Origin of the sequence: Micromonospora sp. WMMD1274 (assembly GCF_049179035.1) — a bacterium.
GTDB classification, from domain to species: domain Bacteria; phylum Actinomycetota; class Actinomycetes; order Mycobacteriales; family Micromonosporaceae; genus Micromonospora; species Micromonospora tulbaghiae.
Map to the genome: position 1 here is coordinate 1,797,583 of NZ_JBMHMG010000001.1, position 20,699 is coordinate 1,818,281.

Annotated in this window: 16 protein-coding genes; 2 read left to right on the forward strand and 14 right to left on the reverse strand. The window is 74.2% G+C overall.

Annotated features, from left to right (window positions below; genetic code table 11):
• Positions 1 to 3: 3 nt before the first annotated feature.
• The 3 genes from ACN27D_RS08110 to glyA all read right to left on the reverse strand — a co-directional run bounded on the left by ACN27D_RS08110 (position 4) and on the right by glyA (position 2,128).
• On the reverse strand, positions 4 to 240 hold the full coding sequence (locus ACN27D_RS08110; RefSeq protein WP_091423295.1) for an AtpZ/AtpI family protein: 237 nt from the start codon (positions 238 to 240) through the stop codon (positions 4 to 6).
• 174 nt (positions 241 to 414) lie between these two features.
• Positions 415 to 846: a hypothetical protein gene (locus ACN27D_RS08115; protein ID WP_357896779.1), complete on the reverse strand. Its 432-nt coding sequence runs from the start codon at positions 844 to 846 to the stop codon at positions 415 to 417.
• Entirely contained in the window at positions 839 to 2,128 is a 1,290-nt protein-coding gene (gene glyA, locus ACN27D_RS08120) for a serine hydroxymethyltransferase (RefSeq protein ID WP_199733116.1), read from the reverse strand. Before glyA ends, ACN27D_RS08115 begins: the two co-directional genes overlap by 8 nt.
• Positions 2,129 to 2,163: 35 nt before the next feature.
• On the opposite strand from glyA, the gene ACN27D_RS08125 reads away from it, so the two are divergent.
• Entirely contained in the window at positions 2,164 to 3,627 is a 1,464-nt protein-coding gene (locus ACN27D_RS08125; protein ID WP_358174738.1) for an SDR family oxidoreductase, read from the forward strand.
• Between the two features lie 144 nt (positions 3,628 to 3,771).
• Here the strand turns inward: ACN27D_RS08125 and ACN27D_RS08130 are convergent, their stop codons facing one another.
• From ACN27D_RS08130 to prmC, 4 genes are all read right to left on the reverse strand, one after another.
• Positions 3,772 to 5,880: a transglycosylase domain-containing protein gene (locus tag ACN27D_RS08130; RefSeq protein WP_421498851.1), complete on the reverse strand. Its 2,109-nt coding sequence runs from the start codon at positions 5,878 to 5,880 to the stop codon at positions 3,772 to 3,774.
• A gap of 112 nt (positions 5,881 to 5,992) precedes the next feature.
• Positions 5,993 to 6,604, reverse strand: coding sequence for a phosphotyrosine protein phosphatase (locus ACN27D_RS08135; protein ID WP_047893554.1), 612 nt, complete (start codon positions 6,602 to 6,604; stop codon positions 5,993 to 5,995).
• Positions 6,605 to 7,249, reverse strand: coding sequence for an L-threonylcarbamoyladenylate synthase (locus tag ACN27D_RS08140; RefSeq protein ID WP_047893553.1), 645 nt, complete (start codon positions 7,247 to 7,249; stop codon positions 6,605 to 6,607).
• Positions 7,249 to 8,139, reverse strand: coding sequence for a peptide chain release factor N(5)-glutamine methyltransferase (gene prmC, locus ACN27D_RS08145; RefSeq protein WP_421501121.1), 891 nt, complete (start codon positions 8,137 to 8,139; stop codon positions 7,249 to 7,251). Before prmC ends, ACN27D_RS08140 begins: the two co-directional genes overlap by 1 nt.
• Positions 8,140 to 8,269: 130 nt before the next feature.
• Between prmC and ACN27D_RS08150 the strand changes: the two genes are divergently transcribed.
• Positions 8,270 to 9,823, forward strand: coding sequence for a GGDEF domain-containing protein (locus ACN27D_RS08150; RefSeq protein WP_421498852.1), 1,554 nt, complete (start codon positions 8,270 to 8,272; stop codon positions 9,821 to 9,823).
• Between the two features lie 81 nt (positions 9,824 to 9,904).
• Here the strand turns inward: ACN27D_RS08150 and prfA are convergent, their stop codons facing one another.
• The 7 genes from prfA to ACN27D_RS08185 all read right to left on the reverse strand — a co-directional run bounded on the left by prfA (position 9,905) and on the right by ACN27D_RS08185 (position 20,658).
• Positions 9,905 to 10,993 carry a peptide chain release factor 1 gene (prfA, locus tag ACN27D_RS08155; protein WP_120573346.1) on the reverse strand — a complete coding sequence of 363 codons (1,089 nt, stop codon included), beginning with the start codon at positions 10,991 to 10,993 and terminating at the stop codon, positions 9,905 to 9,907.
• An 88-nt stretch (positions 10,994 to 11,081) separates the two neighbouring features.
• The gene (gene rpmE / locus ACN27D_RS08160) at positions 11,082 to 11,306 is read right to left on the reverse strand and encodes a 50S ribosomal protein L31 (protein WP_013288272.1); all 225 of its coding nucleotides are present in this window, start codon (positions 11,304 to 11,306) and stop codon (positions 11,082 to 11,084) included.
• 319 nt (positions 11,307 to 11,625) lie between these two features.
• Complete coding sequence (locus ACN27D_RS08165; protein ID WP_364802472.1) at positions 11,626 to 15,054, reverse strand: phosphodiester glycosidase family protein; 3,429 nt, start codon at positions 15,052 to 15,054, stop codon at positions 11,626 to 11,628.
• 141 nt (positions 15,055 to 15,195) lie between these two features.
• Complete coding sequence (gene rho / locus ACN27D_RS08170; protein WP_421498853.1) at positions 15,196 to 17,280, reverse strand: transcription termination factor Rho; 2,085 nt, start codon at positions 17,278 to 17,280, stop codon at positions 15,196 to 15,198.
• 335 nt (positions 17,281 to 17,615) lie between these two features.
• Positions 17,616 to 18,518: a homoserine kinase gene (gene thrB / locus ACN27D_RS08175; RefSeq protein ID WP_121685744.1), complete on the reverse strand. Its 903-nt coding sequence runs from the start codon at positions 18,516 to 18,518 to the stop codon at positions 17,616 to 17,618.
• A 64-nt stretch (positions 18,519 to 18,582) separates the two neighbouring features.
• Positions 18,583 to 19,827: an MFS transporter gene (locus ACN27D_RS08180; protein ID WP_421498854.1), complete on the reverse strand. Its 1,245-nt coding sequence runs from the start codon at positions 19,825 to 19,827 to the stop codon at positions 18,583 to 18,585.
• 9 nt (positions 19,828 to 19,836) lie between these two features.
• Entirely contained in the window at positions 19,837 to 20,658 is an 822-nt protein-coding gene (locus ACN27D_RS08185) for a polysaccharide deacetylase family protein (protein ID WP_120573341.1), read from the reverse strand.
• Positions 20,659 to 20,699 lie beyond the last annotated feature (41 nt).

Below are 20,699 nucleotides of genomic sequence, written 5' to 3' on the forward strand. Positions count from 1 at the left end.
TTCCTAAGTAGGCGTGCCCAGTCGGCGGACGACCAGGATGATCCCCCCGGCCATGCCGAGCACGACCCCGATACCGGTGGCGACGCCGCCGGTATCGAGCCAACGGTCGACCAGCCAGCCGATGAAACCCCAGACGAGCATGCCCCCGATGAGGTATGAGAGCGCGGTCCAACCCTGACCGGCACCGGACGGAACGTCGCCCGGGCCGCCAGTGTCGGGGGGTTTCTGGTCACCGGCCATGACGGGGCGAACGATATCAGTCGAGCAGAAGAGGCTGTGCCTCACCCCCCGCACAACCTGGTTGTGTGGGACACGGGCGGGCGAAGTCGTCTGGAGGCACGGTACTCCTCCCCCGCCACTGAGAGAATGACCGATCGCGGACAGAACAACGCGTCGCCCGAAGGGTGGGACGGCTCAGCGCGGCATCCGTCGGGCGTGGACCGTGGTCAGCCACCAGACGTGCACACCGGTCCAGACCACGACGCCCGCGGCGATGCCGACAGCGAACGGGATCAGCCCCGGCCAGCCGGTCGAGGCGACCAGCACCATCACCCCGCCGAGCGCGGTGATCTTGGCGACGTAGAGGCCCAGCCCGAACGGCAGCACGAGCTGCGGATCCTTGGAGTCCGCCCAGGCCAGGACCACAGTGGTGAGCGTGTAGCTCGCCGCCGTGACGGCCACCCCGGCCGCCGCGCCGAGCGCGCCGTCCGCGCCGCGCCACACCCCGCCGGCCACCGCCGCGACGGCGGCGAGCACCGCCACCGCGGCCAGCAGCACCGGCAGATGGCGCAGTCGCCAGCCGTGGTCCGCGGTCTCCTCCGCCGCGCGCGTCCCGGGCTCAGCCACGGGGGTACGCCGGGAACTCGGTGACCAGCGCGGTCACGTCGGCGGAGATCCGGGCCAGTTCGTCGCCGCCCCCGGCAGACTCCGGATCGGTCCGCACCGCCCGCCCGATCAACGTGGCGATCCGGCGCATCTCCCCCTCGCGCATGCCCTGGGTGGTGACGCTCGGCGAGCCCACCCGGATGCCGGAGGCCACCGCCGGCGGCTGCGGGTCGTACGGGATCGCGTTCTTGTTGAGCGTGATGCCGGCGGCGTCGCAGCGGGCCTCGGCCTGCGCGCCGGTCACGCCGGTCTCGCGCAGGTCGAGCAGCGCCAGGTGGGTGTCGGTGCCGCCGGAGACCGGCGGCAGCCCCTCCGCGGCCAGACCGTCGGCGAGCGCGCGGGCGTTGGTGACCACCTGGGCTGCGTACGTGCGGAACTCCGGCTGCGCGGCCTCGCGCAGCGCGACCGCCTTGGCCGCGACGGCGTGCATCAGCGGGCCGCCCTGGGTGAACGGGAAGACCGCCTTGTCGATCCGGGCCGCCAGCGGCTCCCGGCAGAGGATCATGCCGCCGCGCGGGCCGCGCAGCACCTTGTGGGTGGTCGCGGTGACCACGTCGGCGTACGGCACCGGGGAGGGGATCGCACCGCCGGCCACCAGGCCGACGAAGTGGGCGGCGTCCACCATCAGGTACGCGTCGACCTCGTCGGCGATCTCCCGGAAGCGGGCGAAGTCGATCAGGCGCGGGTACGCGGTCGCGCCGCAGATGATCATCTTCGGCCGGTGCGCGCGGGCCAGGTCGCGTACCTCGTCGTAGTCGATCGTCCCGGTGTCCCGCCGGACGGTGTAGCCGACCGGGTGGAACCACTTGCCGGAGAAGTTCACCCGGCTGCCGTGGGTCAGGTGCCCGCCGTGCGGCAGGTCCATGGCCAGCACCGTGTCGCCCGGCTGCACCAGTGCGGCGTACGCGGCCAGGTTGGCGCTCGCCCCGGAGTGCGGCTGGACGTTTGCGTGCTCGGCGCCGAACAGCTCCTTCGCCCGGGAGACGGCCAACTCCTCGGCCCGGTCCACCTCGGCACAGCCGCCGTAGTAACGCCGTCCCGGGTAGCCCTCGGCGTACTTGTTGGTGAGCGTGGAACCCAGCGCGGCCAGCACCGCGGGCGAGGTGAGGTTCTCGCTGGCGATCAGTTGCAGGCCGCCGCGCAACCGGTCCAGCTCACCCAGCACCACCTCGGCGATCTCCGGGTCGACGGCACTGAGCTGCTGGAAGTCCGGTCCCCAGAAGGTGTCCCTCGCGTTCTCCACAGCGAAGGAGTCTACGGAGCCGCACACTGGAGGCCGTGAGATGCCTCGTCACCGGTGCTACCGGCTACATCGGCGGACGCCTCGCGCCCCGGCTGCTGGCCGAGGGGCACACCGTACGCTGCCTGGCCCGCACCGCCGGGCGGCTGCGGGACGTGCCGTGGGCGGCCGAGGCGGACATCGTCGAGGGCGACCTGCGGCGGCCGGAGACGTTGCCGGCCGTGTTCGCGGGCATCGAGGTGGCGTACTACCTGGTCCACTCGCTGGGCCAACGGGGTTTCGAGGCGGCCGACCGGGAGGCGGCGACGAACTTCGCCGAGGCGGCGCGCGCCGCGGGCGTACGCCGGATCGTGTATCTCGGCGGGCCGGAGCCGGCGGAGCGCGACGGCCTGCCCTCGGCGCACCTGCGCTCCCGGGCGGAGGTCGCGCGGATCCTGCTGGACAGCGGCGTGCCCACAGCGGTGCTGCGCGCCGCCGTGATCATCGGGTCCGGTTCGGCCTCGTTCGAGATGCTCCGCTACCTGACCGAGCGACTCCCGGCGATGGTCACCCCGCGCTGGGTGCGCAACCGGATCCAGCCGATCGCGGTCCGGGACGTGCTGCGCTACCTGGCCGGGTGCGCGCACCTGCCGGCCGACGTCAACCGGGCCTTCGACATCGGCGGCCCGGACGTGCTGACGTTCACCGAGATGATGCAGCGCTACGCCCGGGTGGCCGGGCTGCGGCCGCGGGTCATCCTGCCGGTCCGCCCGCTCACCCCGTCGCTCTCCTCGCACTGGGTCGGCCTGATCACGCCGGTGCCGAACGCGATCGCCCGGCCGCTGGTGGAGAGCCTGGTGCACGAGGCGGTGGCGCACGAGCACGACATCGCCCGGTACGTGCCGGACCCGCCGGACGGCCTGACCGGCTTCGACCAGGCGGTCGCGCTGGCGCTGACAAAGGTGCGCGACGCGCAGGTGGAGACGCGCTGGTCGAACGCGAGCGGGCCGGACGCGCCCGCCGAGCCGCTGCCGTCGGACCCGCGCTGGTCCGGCGGCACCGCGTACACGGATCTGCGGGAACGGACGGTGGATGCGCCACCGGCGGCGTTGTGGCGGGTCATCGAGGGCGTCGGCGGCGAGAACGGCTGGTACTCGTTCCCGCTGGCCTGGTCGGTGCGCGGCTGGATGGACCGCCTGATCGGCGGCGTCGGGCTACGGCGGGGCCGGCGCGACCCGCACCGGCTCCAGGTCGGCGAGGCGCTGGACTTCTGGCGGGTCGAGGAGATCGTCCCGGGCGAGTTGCTGCGGCTGCGCGCGGAGATGCGGCTGCCGGGGCGGGCCTGGCTGGAGATGCGCGCCGAGCCGGACGGGGACGGGCGCAGCCGCTACGTCCAGCGCGCCGTGTTCCTCCCGCGCGGGCTGCCCGGTCACCTCTACTGGGCCTCGGTGGCCCCGTTCCACGCGGTCGTCTTCGGCGGCATGGCCCGCAACATCGCCCGGGGCGCCGAACACCCGAACTGACCCGCCCCGCCCCTCGCGCCCCGGGCGCGCCCCGCGCCGGCGATCTTGCACTTGTGGCCCTTGACGTGCCCCGTTGTGCACGTTCTGTCCGGGCAGCAACTGCAAGATCGGCACGGTGAGGCGGGGCGGGGCGGGCGGGGCGGGTCAGTTGCTGGTTCGGGGGCTGGTGTGCTGGAAGGCTACGGCCTGGCCGGGCGGGACGAAGTCGCGTACCGGCTCGTCGCGCAGCGACCACGCGAGGATGCGACCCACGGCCTCGATCTGCCGCTTCTGCACGCCGCCGCCGACCGCGTCCCGGGGGTCGTCCGGGTTCGCGGCGATCGTCGCCACCGCGAGCTGCGGCGTGAACGCGACGACCGTCTCGGTGGCGTTCCGCTCCGAGCTGCCGGTCTTGCCCGCGACCGGGCGGCGCAGGCCCGGGGCCAGTTCCTCGGCGGTGCCGCCGTCGCAGCGGCGGTACATCGACTGGTCGCCGACCGGGCAGCGGCTGGCGTCGGCCGCCGCGCGGGCGACCTCGGTGTCGAGCACCTGCCGGCAGTCGGTGTTCCCGGCGGCCACCGTCCGGCCGCCCGGATCGGTGATCGAGGTGACCGGCGTGGGCCGGCACCAGGTGCCCTCGGCGGCCACCGCGGCGTACGCGCCGGCCAGGTCCAGCGGCGTGGTGGCGGAAACGCCGAGCGTGAACGGTCCCCAGCTCTTGGCGCCCTCGCGGGCCATCTCGGCGTCGGCCGGGGCGCGGAACACGATGCCCAGCCGCTGGGCCATCTCGACCACCCGGTCCGCGCCGACGCGCTCGGTCAGCCACGCGAAGTACGTGTTCACCGACCGGCCGAACGCGTCCCACATGTCCCGGTCGCCGTCCATCCAGTAGGTGTTGGCGTTCTCCGGGCACCACCGGCCGCCGCAGCTCGCCGGGCCGGCGCCGACCGGGTACTGCGTCACGTAGACGCGCGGCGCGTCGAACTCGGTGTCCAGCGGGAGCCCGGACTCCAGCGCGGCCAGCAGCGCGAACAGCTTGAACGTGGAGCCCGCCTGATAGCCGGTGATGCCGCCACCGCCGGCCACCAGCTGGTTGACCGTGTTCGGGTAGTTCTGCTGCCCGTCCGGGTTGGCGGTCGTGCCGTAGGTGCGGTTCACCGCCATGGCCAGCACCCGGCCGGTGCCCGGCTGCACCACGGCGGTCGGCGCCGCCCGCGCGATCGTCTCCGGGTAGATCTCCCGCACCTGCTCGCTCGCCTTGGCCTGCACGTCCGGGTCGAGCGACGACACGATCTTCCAGCCGCCCCGGCGCAGCGTCCGCTGCCGCTCGTCGACGTTCTCGCCGAACGCCGGCTGGGCGTTCCACCACTGGGTGAACCAGTCGCAGAAGAAGCCCCAGTCGTTGTGGTCGGCGGGCACGGCGGCGCAGTCGTTCGGCGTGGTGTTGGGCTCCAGCGCCAGTTCCGTGGCCTTCGCCGCCTCCGCGTCGGCCGCGTTCACCCGGCCGGTCTCCACCATCCGGTCCAGCACGTACGCCCGGCGTTGCAGCGCCGAGTCGGCCTCCCCGTTGATCGGGTCGTCGGCCGGGGACCGGACCAGCCCGGCGAGCAGCGCGGCCTGGGCCAGCGTGAGCCGGTCCGGCGTGGTGGAGAAGTAGCGCTTGCTGGCGGCGGCGATGCCGTACGCCCCGGCGCCGAAGTACGCGATGTTCAGGTAGCGCCCGAGGATCTCGTCCTTGCCGATCTGCCGTTCCAGCGTCAGCGCGTACCGCATCTCGCGGATCTTGCGTCCGACGGTGATCTCGGTGGCAGCGGCGCGCTGCTCCTCGGTCAGCCGGGGGTCACCGGCCAGCGCGTTGCGCACGTACTGCATGGTCAGCGTGGAGGCGCCCTGACGGGTGCCCTCGCGGCGGTTGGCCGTGAACGCCCGTGCCACGCCGCGCACGTCGACGCCGTGGTGCTCGTAGAAGCGCACGTCCTCGGCGGCCACGATCGCCTCGCGCATCACCGGCGCCACCTCGCCGACCGGCACGTCCACCCGGTCCTCGACGTAGAACGAGGTGATCAGCGTCCGCCCGTCGTTGGCGTACAGGTTGGAGCGCTGCGCCGGCTGCGGCGTCCTGAGCGCCTCCGGCAGCACCGTGTACGGCATCAGGTTCTTCACGCCCAGCCCGAAGACCAGCGCGGCCGGCAGCGCGGCGGCGGCCAGGGCCAGTCCGGCGAGCACGCCGGCGAGCACAACGGTGAACAGCTTGTCGAGATAGGCCCGGTTCATCAGCTCTCCCCGCAGGAGCCGGCCGTACGGACCCGTTCAGAATGACCGGATTGCTCGCTTTCGCCGACATCTTCCGCGAAATGCGCAGGAAGTTCGCGAGGAAGGATGAATCTCAGGGCAGCAGCGCGGCAGCCAGCGGCTGCACGGTCTCCTCGATCTCGTCCGCGACCCGGCTGAAGCACTGGTCGCCCCGGCCCCACGGGTCGTCCAGATCGTCGGTGGGCAGCGCGGAGGCGTTCTGCCGGGCCGCGTCGGCGGCCGCCACCAGCGCGACACCGCGCGCGAACACGGCGTCCGGCGTCGGCTCGGCCGGCGGCAGGGCGGACCGGTCCAGCCCGCCGAGCAGGCGGCCGAACTCACCGAGCACGAACGTGCGCGCGGCGGCGTCCGGCCGCAGCGCCACCACGTACTCCTGCTGGTCGGCGGTCGCGGTGAGCACCAGGTCGGCGGCGTCGATCAGGTCGGAGCGCAGCCGCCGGGCGGCGAACCCCTCGGTGTCGCCGCCGCGCGAGAGCACCTGCCGGGCGGCGGGCGGGTTCATCTCCTCGCCCGCGTGCCAGCCGCCGGTGCCGGCGCTGTGGCTGTGCACGAGCGCGTCCGACCCGGCCGGGTCGACGTCGAGGCGGGCCAGCCGCTCCCGGACCGCGAGCAGCAGCAGCCGCTCGGCCATCGGCGACCGGCAGATGTTGCCCATGCAGACGTGCAGGACGGTGAAGGGCGGCACTCAGACCCCCCGCTCGTCGAGGATGTCCGGCACGACCTCCCGCAGCTTCGCCAGCGTCACCGCGCCCTCGCGCAGCACCCGCGGCACGTCGCCGGTCAGGTCGACGATGGTGCTCGGCACCGGGTCCACCGCCGGCCCGGCCTCCAGGTACGCCCGGACGCCGTAGCCGAGCTGGTCGCGTGCCTCCTCGGCGGTGAGCGCGGCGGGCTGGCCGATCTTGTTGGCCGACGCGACGGCCATCGGGCCGGTCTCCCGCAGCACCTCCAGCGCCACCGGGTGCAGCGGCATCCGCACCGCCACCGTGCCGCTGTTGTCGCCCAGGTCCCAGGCCAGGCTCGGCGAGTGCTCCACCACGATGGTCAGCGCACCGGGCCAGAACGCCTCGACCAGGTCGCGGGCCGCGCCGGGCAGCGAGAAGACCAGGCCGTCGAGCGTGTGCCGGGAACCGATGAGCACCGGGGGCGCCTGCCGGGCGCCACCCTTGGTGTCCGCCAGGGCCTTCACCGCGTACGGGGTGAAGGCGTCCGCCCCGATGCCGTAGACCGTGTCGGTCGGCAGGACGACGAGTTCACCGTTCTTGACCGCCTCGACGGCAGCGGCGATGCCGCGGTCCCGGTCGGCGGGCGACCGACAGTCGTAGAGCATCACGAGGAGTCAGTCTGCCACGCCGGGGCCGGGTCGGCGTGGGTGCCGTCCGCCCGCCGGGACGCGCTCGCAAAGCGGGGCCGCCCGGCCAGGTCCCGGTGTTCCGCGACCCGGTCGTAGCGGCCGTCGCCGCGCAGCAGCGCCGGCACCGCCGCCGCGTGCGTGTCGTCGTGCTCGATGCCGATCGCGCCGCCCGGGCGCAGCAGCACGGCGGCCCGGCCGACCACCGGCCGGATCACGTCCAGCCCGTCCGCGCCGCCGAACACCGCCTCGTCCGGGTCGTGCCCGGCCACCTCCGGCGGCACCGCCACCGACCTCGGCACGTACGGCGGGTTGCAGAGCAGCACGTCGACCCGTCCGGCCAGGTCGGCCAGCAGGTCCGGATCGGTCACGTCGGCGGCCACCACCTCGATCGGCCGGTCCCCGGCGGCGGCCCGGCCGGTCGCGTTGCGCCGCAGCCACGCCAGCGCGGCCGGGGATCGTTCCACCGCCACCACCCGGGCCGCCGGCACCTCCTGTGCGACCGCGAGGGCGATCGCGCCGGAACCGCTGCACAGGTCGACCACGAGCGGCGCGGCGTACTCCCGGGCCCGCTCGATCCCCCAGCCGGCCAGCAGTTCCGTTTCCGGCCGGGGCACGAACACGCCCGGCCCGACGGCCAGCTCCAGGTGCCGGAAACCGGCCGAGCCGAGGAGGTGCTGCAACGGCTCGCGCGTCACCCGCCGCCCGACGAGCGCGTCCAGGCGGTCGCGCTGCGCCGGGGTGAAGCCGTCGGCGAGCGCCAGCCGGCCACGCGGCACTTCCAGGACGTACGCGGCGAGCTGCTCGGCCTCGGCGCGGGGCGCCTCGACGCCGGCCGCCGCGAGCGCGCGCGCCACCCGGGTGATCACCAGCGAGGGGCGTTCGCGTTCTGTCCCTTCGGACGGGTGTTGCGGGAGTGCGGTCACGCAATAATCATGAGGCGTCGCGGCCCACCTCACGAGCGGGTGCGTCCGGGCGCACACCGCAGGGAGGTCGCGAGTGGGCTGGCTCGACCAGGTCGAGGACCAGGTTGACGCTCTCCGCCGCGCTCGGTCACTGCAGGAGGCCAGCCGGTCCGCGGAGGCGTGTGCCCTGCTCGACCGCGTCATCCGCACCACCGACGACCCGTACGCGCGCGCCGACGCGCTGGTGCAACGCCTGTCCGCGCTGATCAATCTCGGCCGCACCGCCGAGTTCACCCGCGCCGTCGAGGACGCCTCCGCCGCCGTACGCGACCTGACCGAGCCCTACCTGCACGGGCACCTCAACGCGCTGGCCGCGCTCGCCGCCCACCACCAGGGCGCGCTGGACAGGTGCGTGATGCACCTGGTCCGGGCCGCCCGCGCGCTCAGCGCCGACGACACCCCCGACCGGGACACCGCCTGGGGCTGGCACGACCTGGCGATGGCGTACTCGTACCTCAGCTTCCACGGCCACGCGCTGGGCGCGATCGAACGGGCCCGGGAGGTCGGGCTCAGCGTCGGCATCCCCGAGGAGACGTTCGCCGCCCCCGGGATCCGGCTGCGCAACGCGGTCGCGCTCGACCACAACGGCGACAGCGACGGGTGCCTGCGGGTGCTGCGCGACGTCGCCGGTGACCTGGCCCGGTTCCTGCGGGGCGGGGGCGCCGGCAACCTGCGCCCGAGCAGCCTGGCCGCGTACGGCTACGCCGCCGCCCGCCGAGCCGCGCTCGGCGACCGGGTGGAGTCCGCCGGGGACGCCGACCCGACCAGGCTGCTCGGCCACGGCGGGGACAGCGCCCGCGCCCGCGACCTGCGCCAGCTCGGTCAGGTCTGCCTCGCGGTGGCCGCCGGCCGCCCGATCGAGGCGGTCACCCGGCTGGACTCGCTGCGGGTCTCCGACGAGACGCTCGGCGCGGCCGAGGCGCCCCGGCTGCGCAGCGTCGCGCTGGCCCGGGCCGGTGACCACGCCGGCGCGCACCGGGCCGACAGGCACGCGTTCCGGCTGGCGGCGCGGCGCAGCGACCGGCTGCGGGACGTCTACATCGACGGCATCGCCGCCCGGATCGACCACGAGGAGATGCGCCGCGAGGCAGCCCGGTACGAGGGCGAGGCGCTCACCGACCCGCTCACCGGCCTGCCCAACCGGCGCCGGCTGGAGCGCTACCTGGGCGCCGTGGTGTCCCGGGGCGAGCGGGTGGTGATCGGCGTCTGCGACCTCGACGGATTCAAGGCGGTGAACACCCGGCACGGCCACCACTCCGGCGACCTGGTGCTGCTACGGGTCGCCGGGGTGATCAACCGGGTGATGCGGCGGGGCGACTTCGTGGCCCGCTACGGCGGCGACGAGTTCGTCGTGGTGCTGCCCGACACCGTCATGCCGGAGGCCGTCGAGGTGGCCCGCCGGATCGAGGCGGCCGTCCGCACCGAGGACTGGGAGTCCCTGGTGCCGGGCACGCCGGTCGGGGTGACGATCGGCTTCGCCGAGGTCGACGGCAGCACCACTGTGAGTGTCCGGGAGGCACTGGGCGCCGCGTTCGAGCTGGCCGACCGGGAGATGCTGCGCGCCAAGGCACGGTTGCGGGCGAGCTGAGGCCGTACCCCCGGGGTTGCCTTCGCGGATCCCCCTGCGAGCCGTGCGGGCGGCGCGGCCTTCGCGCGGTGCCGCGCCGGGTCAGCGACGGGACAGCTCGGTCTCGCCGGCCAGCCGGGCCGCGCGGTCCGCCTCGGCCAGCGCGTCGAGCACCCCGTCCAGCTCGCCGGCCAGCGCCAGGTCGAGGTTGTACGCGGTGTAGCCGATGCGGTGGTCGGTGATCCGGTTCTGCGGGAAGTTGTAGGTGCGGATCCGCTCGGACCGGTCCACGGTGCGGACCTGCGCCTTGCGGGCGTCCGACGCCGCCGCGTCCGCCTGCTCCTGGGCGGCGGCGAGCAGCCGGGCGCGCAGGATGCGCATGGCCTGCTCCCGGTTCTGCAGCTGCGACTTCTCGTTCTGGCAGGAGACCACGATGCCGGTCGGCACGTGCGTGATCCGGACCGCCGAGTCGGTCGTGTTCACCGACTGCCCACCGGGGCCGGACGAGCGGAACACGTCGATGCGCAGCTCGTTCGGGTCGATGGTGACGTCGACGTCCTCCGCCTCGGGCAGCACCAGCACGCCGGCGGCGCTGGTGTGGATCCGGCCCTGCGACTCGGTGACCGGGACGCGCTGCACCCGGTGCACGCCGCCCTCCCACTTGAGCCGGGACCAGACGCCGTTGCCGCCCTCCGGGACGCCCTTGCTCTTGATCGCCAGGGAGACGTCCTTGACGCCACCCAGGTCGGAGTCCTGCGCGTCGATCACCTCGGTGACCCAGCCGTGCCGCTCGGCGTACCGGGTGTACATCCGCAGCAGGTCGCCCGCGAACAGCGCGGACTCCTCGCCGCCCTCGCCGGCCTTGATCTCGACGATCACGTCCTTGGCGTCGTGCGGGTCGCGCGGGATGAGCAGTTCCGCGAGCCGTTCCTCCAGCGCCGGCAGGGACGCGGCGATGCTGTCCGCCTCGGCGGCGAACGTCGCGTCCTCGGCGGCCAGCTCCCGGGCGGCGGTCAGGTCGGCGCGGGCCTGCTCCAGCTCGCCGGCCGCCTTGTGCAGTGGGACCAGCTCGGCGTACCGACGGCCGACCCGCCGGGCGGTGCCCTGGTCGGCGTGGATGGCCGGGTCGGCCAGCCGCCGCTCCAGCTCGGCGTACTCGTCGAGGAGGGCGGCCAGGCGCTCACTGCTCATGCTGCGGATGCTCCTTGGAAGTGGAACCGGCACAAACGGACGAACGCCCGTGCCCGGCAGGAGCCGGACACGGGCGTCGTCGACGGAGCTACTTGGCCTTCTTGGCCTGAACCTTGGCGTACTTCTGCTGGAACTTCGCGACCCGGCCGGCGGTGTCCAGCACGCGCTGCTTACCGGTGTAGAACGGGTGGCAGGCGCTGCAGGTCTCGACGCTGATGGCGCCGCCCTTGGCGGTGCTGCGGGTCGTGAACGTGTTGCCGCAGGAGCAGCGGACCTCGGTGGTCACGTACTCCGGGTGGATGTTGGGCTTCATGTCGCCTCGGTCCTTTCGTCGGTGGTCGCCGGGTCGCCGTCAGTGCTCCCCGTCGTCACGACGGGCTCGGGCGTGAACCGGAACCGGTGGCCGATTGACCAGTCTGCCACGGGCGTCTTCCACCCGGCACAGGAGGTCCGCCACCCCCAACGCCGGCCCACCCGTCAGCATTCCCACCCCCACCCCACCCACTCCCCCACCGCCCCGCCCCCGCCCCGCCCCCACCCCGTCGATCATGAACTTGACCGTCTTTCCTGTCGCTTTTGTCCGGGCCAACTTCATGATCGACGGGGCTGGGGCGGGTGGGGGCCGGGGGGGGTTACGGGGTCGTGGTCACCTGGGTTTCGGCCTTGACGCCGTTCACCGTCACCGTGAGCTGCACCTGGGCGCCGGGGCGCAGGGCGGTGAGCGTGCCGGTGGCCGGGTCGAAGCGGGCGGCGTGCCAGGGGCGTACGCCCGCCGCGCCGCCGATGTGCAGGTTCGGCGACCCGGACCAGTCGGCGCTGACCGGCGCGGCCACCGGCACCTGCCGGCCGCTGGGCTGGGTGAGCGTGGCCGTGACGTCGGCCGGCGTACGCCGGGACACCTGCGCGGGGGCGGTCACCGCGAGCCGGTCGACGTGGGCGTGCATCTCGGCGCTCACCCACCGCGGGCCCTCGGCCAGCGGGTCACGGCGGGCCCGCTCGGCCTCCCCCGGCGTCACCGGGTCCACGCCGAACTCGGTCCAGCCGGTGAACCCGCCGAGCGCCGCGGGGGTGGACGGGTCCTTGCCCGAGTTGCCGTTGATCACGTACGGCACGCCGTCCACCCGGTCGGCGTGGAACGTGCCGACGTGACCGTTGACCATCAGCGCGCCCTTGCCGGTGCGGTGCTGGAAGTCGGCCAGCCACTGCTCGACCAGTGCCGCCTCCTTGCGGTCGCCGAGCTGGCTGGCCTTGGCCGGGCTCGGGTCGCGCGGCGGGTGGTGGAAGAGCACCGCCACCGAACCGACCGAGCGGTCGGCGGCGGCCTGGTCGAGCGTCCGGCGCAGCAGCTCCACCTGGTCGAACCCGCCTCCGCGCAGGGAGCCGGTGGCGGTGCTGAGCGTGAGGAACCGGGTGCCCCGGTGGTCGAAGACGCGCGAGGTGTCCCCGAAGACGCTGCGGAAGTTGTCGATCGGCGCGCCCATGATCTCGTGGTTGCCAGGCACGTAGTGGTACGGCACCTGGCCGTCCAGTTCCTCGTCCAGGATGCGCTTGGCCAGGGCGAAGTCCGCCGGGTAGGCGGTGTCCACGAAGTCGCCGTTGATGATCAGGAAGTCCGGCCGGGCGGCGCGGACCTCGCGCAGCGTACGGCGGGCCTGGGCGACCAGGTCGCTGTCCGGGTTCGCAGCGACGAACTGGGCGTCGGAGAGCACCGCGAAGCGCCAGGGCGCCCCGTCCACAGTGCCGTCGCGCACCACCACCCGGTCGGTGCGGTTCGGCTCCGGCGGCGCCTGCACGTCCGGCGGCACCCGGGCCACCAGGTCGTCGATCACCACCTCGCTGCGGTACTGCTTGGCCGGGTCGGTCTCGGCGACGTAGAACCGGCGCACCCGCACGGGGTACTGCACGCCCGGCGGTACGGCGAACTCGACGTACTTCCAGCCGGTCCAGTCCAGGTACGGGCCGCGCAGCACGAACTGGGTGTCCTGTGCGTCGTGCAGGTGCAGGCTGGGCCACTCGCCGGTGCCGTTGGCCTTGATCCACATACCGAACGCCTGCGGCTGGCCGGGGACGTCGATCCAGGCGGGCGGGTCGGCGTACGCGGCCCGGGTGCCGGTGGACTGGCTGAAGTCGTACGACATCCGCAGCCCGCCGCCGGTGTGCCCCTCGGCCGGTGCGACCGACCCGGAGGCGCGGGCCTGGCTGAACTTCCAGGACGCGGCGTCGTCGAACCCGGCCACCGGCACGTCGGTGAGCCCGACGGTCACCGGCAGGACCGTGGTGCGGTTGCCGACCCGCGCGGTGACCAGCGCCGAGCCGGTCGCGGCGAGCGCCTTGACGGAGAGGTTGCCGTCGGCGGTGGGGGTGACGGAGAGCAGGTCGCTGTCGTACTCCAGCGTCAGGTCGGCCGGCTCGATCGGCGCGGTGTTGCCCTCGGCGTCGTAGCCGACCACACCGAACAGGCCGCTGTCACCGGCCCGGTCCAGGCCGACCCGGTCGACGGTGCCGTCGATGCGCGCCAGTGGCCCGAGCACTGTCAGCTCGATCGTGCCCCGGGCCCGGCCGCGGGCGGCCGTGACGGTGCTGCGGCCGGGGACGGCGGCCCGGAACACGCCGTCGCCGTCCACCCGTCCGTGGGTGGCGTGCCAGCGCGGCTCGCCCGCGGCCGGGCCGTACGTCTCGTCGTATCCGGCGGCGGTGAGCCGGCGGGTGAGGCCGGGGAAGACCCGGTCCGGCCGGCCGCCGCGCACCGGCGCGACGCCGGGTGCGGCGGTCGGGTCGCTGGCGGTCTCCAGCCAGTAGCCGGTGAGCCGGCCGCTGCCCTTCGGGGCGTAGACGGCGAGCCCGTTGGGCACCGGCCGTTCGCTGCCGTCGGACGGGCTGTTCTCCACCTGGACCGTGGCCGCGCCCGGCTCCCGGGCCAGCAGCGTGGAGGAGCCGCCGCCGTCGAGGTTGAGCGCGTTGGCGGCGCCCAGCTCGGCCATCATGCGGCCCATCTCGGTCTGGGTGACGCCCCGGCTGTCCACCTGCCGGCCGTCCACCGTCAGCATGATCATTTTGCGGCCGTCGGCGGAGAAGCCGACAGCCGTACGCGGCGCCAGCGACGCGTCGGCGATGCTCTGGACGACGCCGTCGCGCACGAGCACGTTGCCGCCGCCGACCGCGGCGCGCAGGTCGCCGCCGTCGGAGGCCCGCGGCCGCCAGGTCAGGTCCACCGCGTCGCCAGGACGCAGCGCGGCGAGCGCGTCGGCGCCGGCCTCGCGGCCGAGCAGCACGGTGCTGCCGGCCGGGATCGGCCCCTCGCCCGCCGTGGTGGCCACGCTCGCCACCCGGCCGCCGGTCACCGTCACCTCGACCGTCCGGGCCGCGCCCTCCACGGCCCGCTTACGGGTGTACGACCCCCAGAGCGGCGTGAACACGCCCACGCCGTCGCGCTGCACCATGTTGTTGAACTGGGTCAGCGGCACCGGCCCGGCGGGCAGCGTCGCGGTGCCCTCGAAGCCGACCTGGACCACCCGGCCGATGCCCTGGGCGCTGATCCCGACGGCGTTCGGGTGCCCGGCCACCGGCGACTGCACCAGTTCGCCGGAGCGGACGCCGACGCCCTGGGCGGCGCCGGAGTTGTTGATGTCGAAGAAGTCGCCGTTCACCGCCGCGACGGCACGGGACCGGTCGACGGCGGCGCGCAGCGGCTCGTCCTTCGTGACCTCGCCGGAGTTCACGTAGTCCACTGTCAGCCCGCCGGCCAGGTCGGCGGTGAGGGCGTCGGCGCGCAGCCAGCCGGCCGCGTCGTACCTGTCGAAGGAGGTCAGGTCGAGGCCGGGCGCGACCGGCCGGGTGGTCTTGGCGGTCTCCAGGCCGCCGGCCGGCTCCACACCGGCGAGCGCGACGGCGGAGTCGGGACGGGACGAGGCGCGTGGCGCGTCCTCGGCGGCGGTGGCGGCCGACGGCGCGACAGCCGACGGCGCGGCGGTGGCGGCGGTCGGTGCCGGCGCGGTGAGGGTCAGCAACGGCGTCAGCAGCAGGACGCCAGCGAGGTGGGCGGGTCGACTGCGGGTTCGCATGGACGACAGTCAACCCGACGGTGAACAGAAGTTTCAATACCTCTCGGCTTAACCGTAGAAAAACTTCACGGTCGGTCGCCCGGTACGCGACGAGGGGCACGGCCGGTGCAGCCGTGCCCCTCGTTCGACGGATCCGTCAGCTCACTCGCCCGGAGTGGACTTCGCGATCTGCATCAGGAACTCGATGTTGGTGCGGGACTGCTTGAGCCGGTCCAGCAGGAGGTCGAGCGCCGCCTGCGAGTCCAGCGAGTGCAGCACCTTGCGGAGCTTGTGGATGATCGCCAGCTCCTCCGGCGCGAGCAGGACCTCCTCCTTGCGGGTGCCGGAGGGGTTGATGTCGATCGCCGGGAAGACCCGCTTGTCGGCGATCTTCCGGTCCAGCTTCAGCTCGGCGTTACCCGTGCCCTTGAACTCCTCGAAGATGACCGTGTCCGCCATGGAACCGGTCTCCACCAGCGCGGTGGCGAGAATGGTCAGCGAACCGCCGTTCTCGATGTTGCGCGCCGCGCCGAGGAAGCGCTTGGGCGGGTAGAGCGCGGTGGAGTCGATACCACCCGACATGATCCGGCCGCTGGCCGGCGCCGCCAGGTTGTACGACCGCCCGAGCCGGGTCACCGAGTCGAGCAGCACGACCACGTCGTGCCCCAGCTCGACGAGGCGCTTCGCCCGCTCGATCGCCAGCTCGGCGACGGTGGTGTGGTCCTGCGGCGGACGGTCGAACGTGGCCGCGATGACCTCGCCCTTCACCGACCGCTGCATGTCGGTGACCTCTTCCGGCCGCTCGTCCACCAGCACCACCATCAGGTGGCACTCCGGGTTGTTGCGGGTGATCGCGTTCGCGATCGCCTGCAGCACCATCGTCTTACCGGCCTTCGGCGGCGACACGATGAGCGCCCGCTGGCCCTTGCCGATCGGCATGACCAGGTCGATCACCCGGGTGGTGAGGATGTGCGGCTCGGTCTCCAGCCGCAGGCGCTCCTGCGGGTAGAGCGGGGTGAGCTTGTAGAACTCCGGCCGGCGCTTCGCCTCGTCCGGCTCCATCCCGTTGATGGTGTCCAGCCGGACCAGCGGGTTGTACTTGTCGCGCCGCTGCTCGCCGTCCCGCGCGGCCCGCACGGCGCCGGTGATCGCGTCACCGCGGCGCAGGCCGTACTTCTTGATCTGGGACATCGAGACGTACACGTCGTTCGGGCCGGCCAGGTAGCCGGTGGTCCGGACGAAGGCGTAGTTGTCGAGCACGTCGATGATGCCGGCGACCGGGACGAGCACGTCGTCCTCGCCGACCTGCGGCTCGCGGCCGCCACCGCTGTCGCCCTCGCCCCGCTCGCCGCGGCCGCGACGACGGTCCCGGAACCGGCTGCGCCGGCCCCGCCGGCCGCCGCCCTCGCCGTCGTCGTCGCCGTCGTTGTCCCGCTCGGCGCGCTGACCACGGTCGTTGCGGTCGTTGCGGTCGCCGCCCCGGTCACCGCGGTCGTTGCGGTCCGTACGCTCGGCGCGCTCGCCCCGGTCGGCCCGCTCGTTGCGGTCGCCCCGCTCGGCCCGGTCACCACGCTCGGCGCGGTCACCACGGTCGTTGCGGTCACCACGGTCGTTGCGCTCGCCGCGCTCGGCCCGCTCGCCACGGTCGGTCCGCTCGCCGCCACGCTCGGCACGGTCACCGCCGCGCTCGCCGCGCTCACGGCCCCGGCCCTCGTTGCGCTCACCGCGCTCGGCCCGGTCTCCGCCACGCTCGGCCCGCTCGCCGGTCTCGGCGGGCGCCTCCTCGGCGCGCGCCGTCTCGGCCGGCCGCGCCTCGGCCGCCGGCGTCTCCGCCGGTCGCGCCTCGGTGGTAGCGGCGGCGGCCCGGCTGCGGCGACCACGGGTACGACCCTCGGTCACCTCGGCGGCCGGCGCCTGCTCGGCGGGGCGTGCCTCGGCCCGCTCCTCACGGACCTCCGCGTGCACCTCCTCACGGGCGGGAGCGGACGCAGCCGCCACCTCGGCACGCGGTCGAGGGGTTCCGGCCGCGGCGCCGCCCTGCTGCCGCTCGGTGATGGCACTGATCAGCTCGCCCTTGCGCATGCGAGCGGTACCAGAGATGCCGAGCGACGCGGCCAGGCTCTGGAGCTCCGGCAGCAGCATCGCCGACAGACCGGTGCCGCTCCGCCGGCGGCGCGTGGGGGCGGCGGTGGTGGCATCGCCAGCGACGTTGGAAACATCCGACGTCACGTCGGTGGTGTCGCTCAATGGATTCCTTCCCTCGATAGGCCGGGCTGCCCGGAGTCGTGGAACCAGGTGGCCGGGCGGCCTCGGTGCACCCGCCTCGCATGACGCGTCGCGGGAGTCTGTGACACAGCAGCCGGTGGTTTCCCGACTCACCACCATCGGTGAGCAGGTCTCGCCGTCTGCGGCGACCTGTGGAAACTGCGGCGCGGCGTGGGCCTTGAGCAGGGGTGACGGGCTACCGCCGAGAGCTTCGGGGGTGCGCCGAACCGCAGGAAGATCGCATGCTTCGCGGCTGTGCTAGGTCTAGAGCGTAATCGCCTCGTCCGACCTGCGGCAACAGGGCCCCGCTCGGCGTGTCAAAGTCTACCCCGGATGACCCGGGCACCGCTGACATCTATCGGCAACTCCCACCGGCGCCAATCTGTTCCCGCCTGGAATCCGGCCGGGACCTCGGAGAGCGCCAGCACCGTCGGACCCGCCCCACTGACCACAGCCGCCACACCGGCCTCGCGCAGCGCACCGACCAGCCCTGCCGTGGCCGGCATCCCCGGCGCCCGCTGCTCCTGGTGCAACCGGTCGACGGTGGCGGGCAGCAGCAGCCCGGGATCCGCGGTCAGCGCGTGCACCAGCAGGGCCGCACGGCCCGCGTTGAACGCCGCGTCGGCGTGCGGCACGGTGGCCGGCAACGCCGCCCGGGCCACCGAGGTCAGGCCCCGCTCGGCGGGCACGAAGACGGTCGGGCGCACCGCCGGCGCCACCGGCAGCGAGACCGCCCGCGCGCCGCCCGGTTCCGTCCAGGCGATGGTGAAGCCGCCCAGCAGGCAGGGCGCGACGTTGTCCGGATGCCCCTCCAGCTCGGCCGCCAGCCGCAGCGCGGCGTCGCCGTCCAGCCGCTGCTCGCCGTCGGCCACCAGCGCACGGGCCGCCAGCACCCCGGCCACGATCGCCGCCGACGACGAGCCGAGCCCCCGGGCCTGCGGGATGCGGTTGACGCACTCCAGCGCCAGGCCGGCCGGCTGCGCGCCGAGCGCGTCGAACGTGGCCCGCATGGCGGTGACGATCAGGTGCCGCTCGTCCGACGGCAGCTCGCCGGCGCCCTCGCCGGTGACCGAAACCCGTACGCCGCCGTCCGTCACCTCGGCCGTGACGTCGTCGTGGCGGCCGAGGGCCAGACCGAGCGCGTCGAAGCCGGGGCCCAGGTTGGCGCTGGTCGCGGGCACCCGGACCCGCACCGGGCCGGGGGTGAATGTGGTCGGCACCGGCTCATGCTAGGACGTCACCCCGACAGCCCGGCCGGACCGCCCGGAGCGTGGGACCGGCGTGTCAGCCGGTGCGCTCGGGGGTCGGCGTGTCGACCGGGTCGGTGAGCGAGAGCCGCCGGGTGGCGAACCGCCAGCCGATCGCGTACGCGACGGTGACCAGGCCACAGCCGGCCAGCACGGTGCGCTCGTCCACCCGGTCCACCACGAGCGCCACCACCAGCTGGCTCACCGCGATGGCGAGCGTCGCCAGCATCATGTCGGTGGCGAAGACCCGCCCACGGAGCCGGTCCGGCACCTCGCCCTGCAACGCGTAGTTGGACAGCACCCAGTTGCTGCCGCCGCCCAGGTGGGCCAGGAACACCAGGACCAGCACCAGCGGGAACCAGGTCACCACCGAGGCGCCCAGGTAGGCCAGGCCGTACATCGACATGGACAGCGCCAGGCCGGTGAGCAGCCAGGCCCGGTTGCTCAGCACCCGGCGCATCATGATCGGGCCGACCAGCGCCCCGGCGCCGCGGGCGGCGAAGAGCAACCCGGCCCCGACCGCGCCGACGCCGTACACCCCGGCGAGCAGCGGGAAGACGGTGAGCACGCCGTTGCCCAGGCCGACCGCCGACTTGACCGTGACCAGGGCCAGCACGCGCGGGCGGTGGGCGATGTAGCGCAGGGCCTCCCGGATGGCCGCCCAGGTGCGCGGCACCGTCGCCGCCGGGTCGCGCGGCGCCTGCAACGGCCGGCGGATCAGCGCGGCCAGGCCCGCGGCGGCGAGCAGGCCGACGGCGGCCACCCAGAAGCTGGCGTACGGGCCGGCGACGGCGCTCAGGATGCCGCCGAGCGAGGCGCCCACCACTGTCATCGTGCCCCAGGCCGAGCCGGCGACCGCGTTGCCGGCGGCCAGGTCCTCCGGGTCGACCACGTTGGGCAGCGCGGCCTGGGCGGCCGGCGAGTAGAACGCCTTCGCCACCGCCACCAGCGCGATCGCCGCCAGCGCCAGCCAGGCCGTACCGGCGCTGCGCACGCCGAGCAGCAGCAGCACCCCGGCGAGCGCGCCCACGTTGGCCACCATCATCACCTTGCGGCGGTCGAACCGGTCGGCGATCGTCCCGGCGTACGGGAGCAGCAACGCGGTCGTGCCGGTGTCCACCGCCAGCACCAGCGCACCCCAGACGCCGCTGCCGGTCAGCTCGGGCAGCAGCACCAGCAGCGGCACCATGACGAACCAGTCCGCGCCGAAGACCACCAGCTCGGCGAGGAACAGATGGCGGAAGTCGCGGTTGCGGACGAGGACCGAGAGGGTGGGTGACACGCGGGCACCCTACCGGGCCGCCCCGGGCGCGGCAGCGCGGCGCAGCAGGTCGGAGACCGTGACGAAGGTGTATCCCCGGGCCCGCAAACCGTTGATCATGTCGGGCAGGCCGCGGAGTGCGACGAGCCGGCCGTCGTTGCCGACGTCGTGGCCGAGCAGGATCGTGCCGGGTCGCACGTCGGCGACGATCCGCCGGGCGTGCCCGGCCGGGTCGTGCGGGAACTCGCTCTCGACCATCTGGAGCGTCCAGAGCACCAGGCGGTAGCCGAGCCGGGCCGACGCGTACAGCACCGAGCCGCCCAGGTGCCCCCAGGGCGGGCGGAGCAGCCGGGGCGCCGAACCGGTGGCCGCCGTGATCGCGTCGTGGCTGCGGCGCAGGTCGTCGTAGACCGTCGCGGCGTCCATCCGGGCCAGGTCGCGGTGCGCCCAGCTGTGGTTGCCGACCTCGTGGGTGCCCATCCGGCCCCGGACCAGGGTGGCGTGTTCGCGGGCCCGCTCACCGACCAGGAAGAAGGTGGCCGGCACCCGGTGCTCGTCGAGCGTGTCGAGCACCATCGGGGTCCACTGTGGGCGGGGGCCGTCGTCGAAGGTGAGCGCCACCAGGGGTTCCTCGGTGCGGACGCCCCAGACGACCTGCATCCCGCCGGTGCCGACGTCCTGGTGGCGGTTGCCGAGCGTGGCGCTGGCCGGGCCGCCCGAGATCGGGAGCCGGCGGTCGGCGACCCAGGTGCTCTCGACGGTCGCGACGGAGCCGACCACCGCCCCGCCGAGCAGGAGCGCGGAGCGGCGCAGCACGGTACGCCGATCCCACCGGCCCGCACCCCCCGCCATCACGCCTCCGAACCGAAAGTAGGCAGCAGCTCACTGAGCGT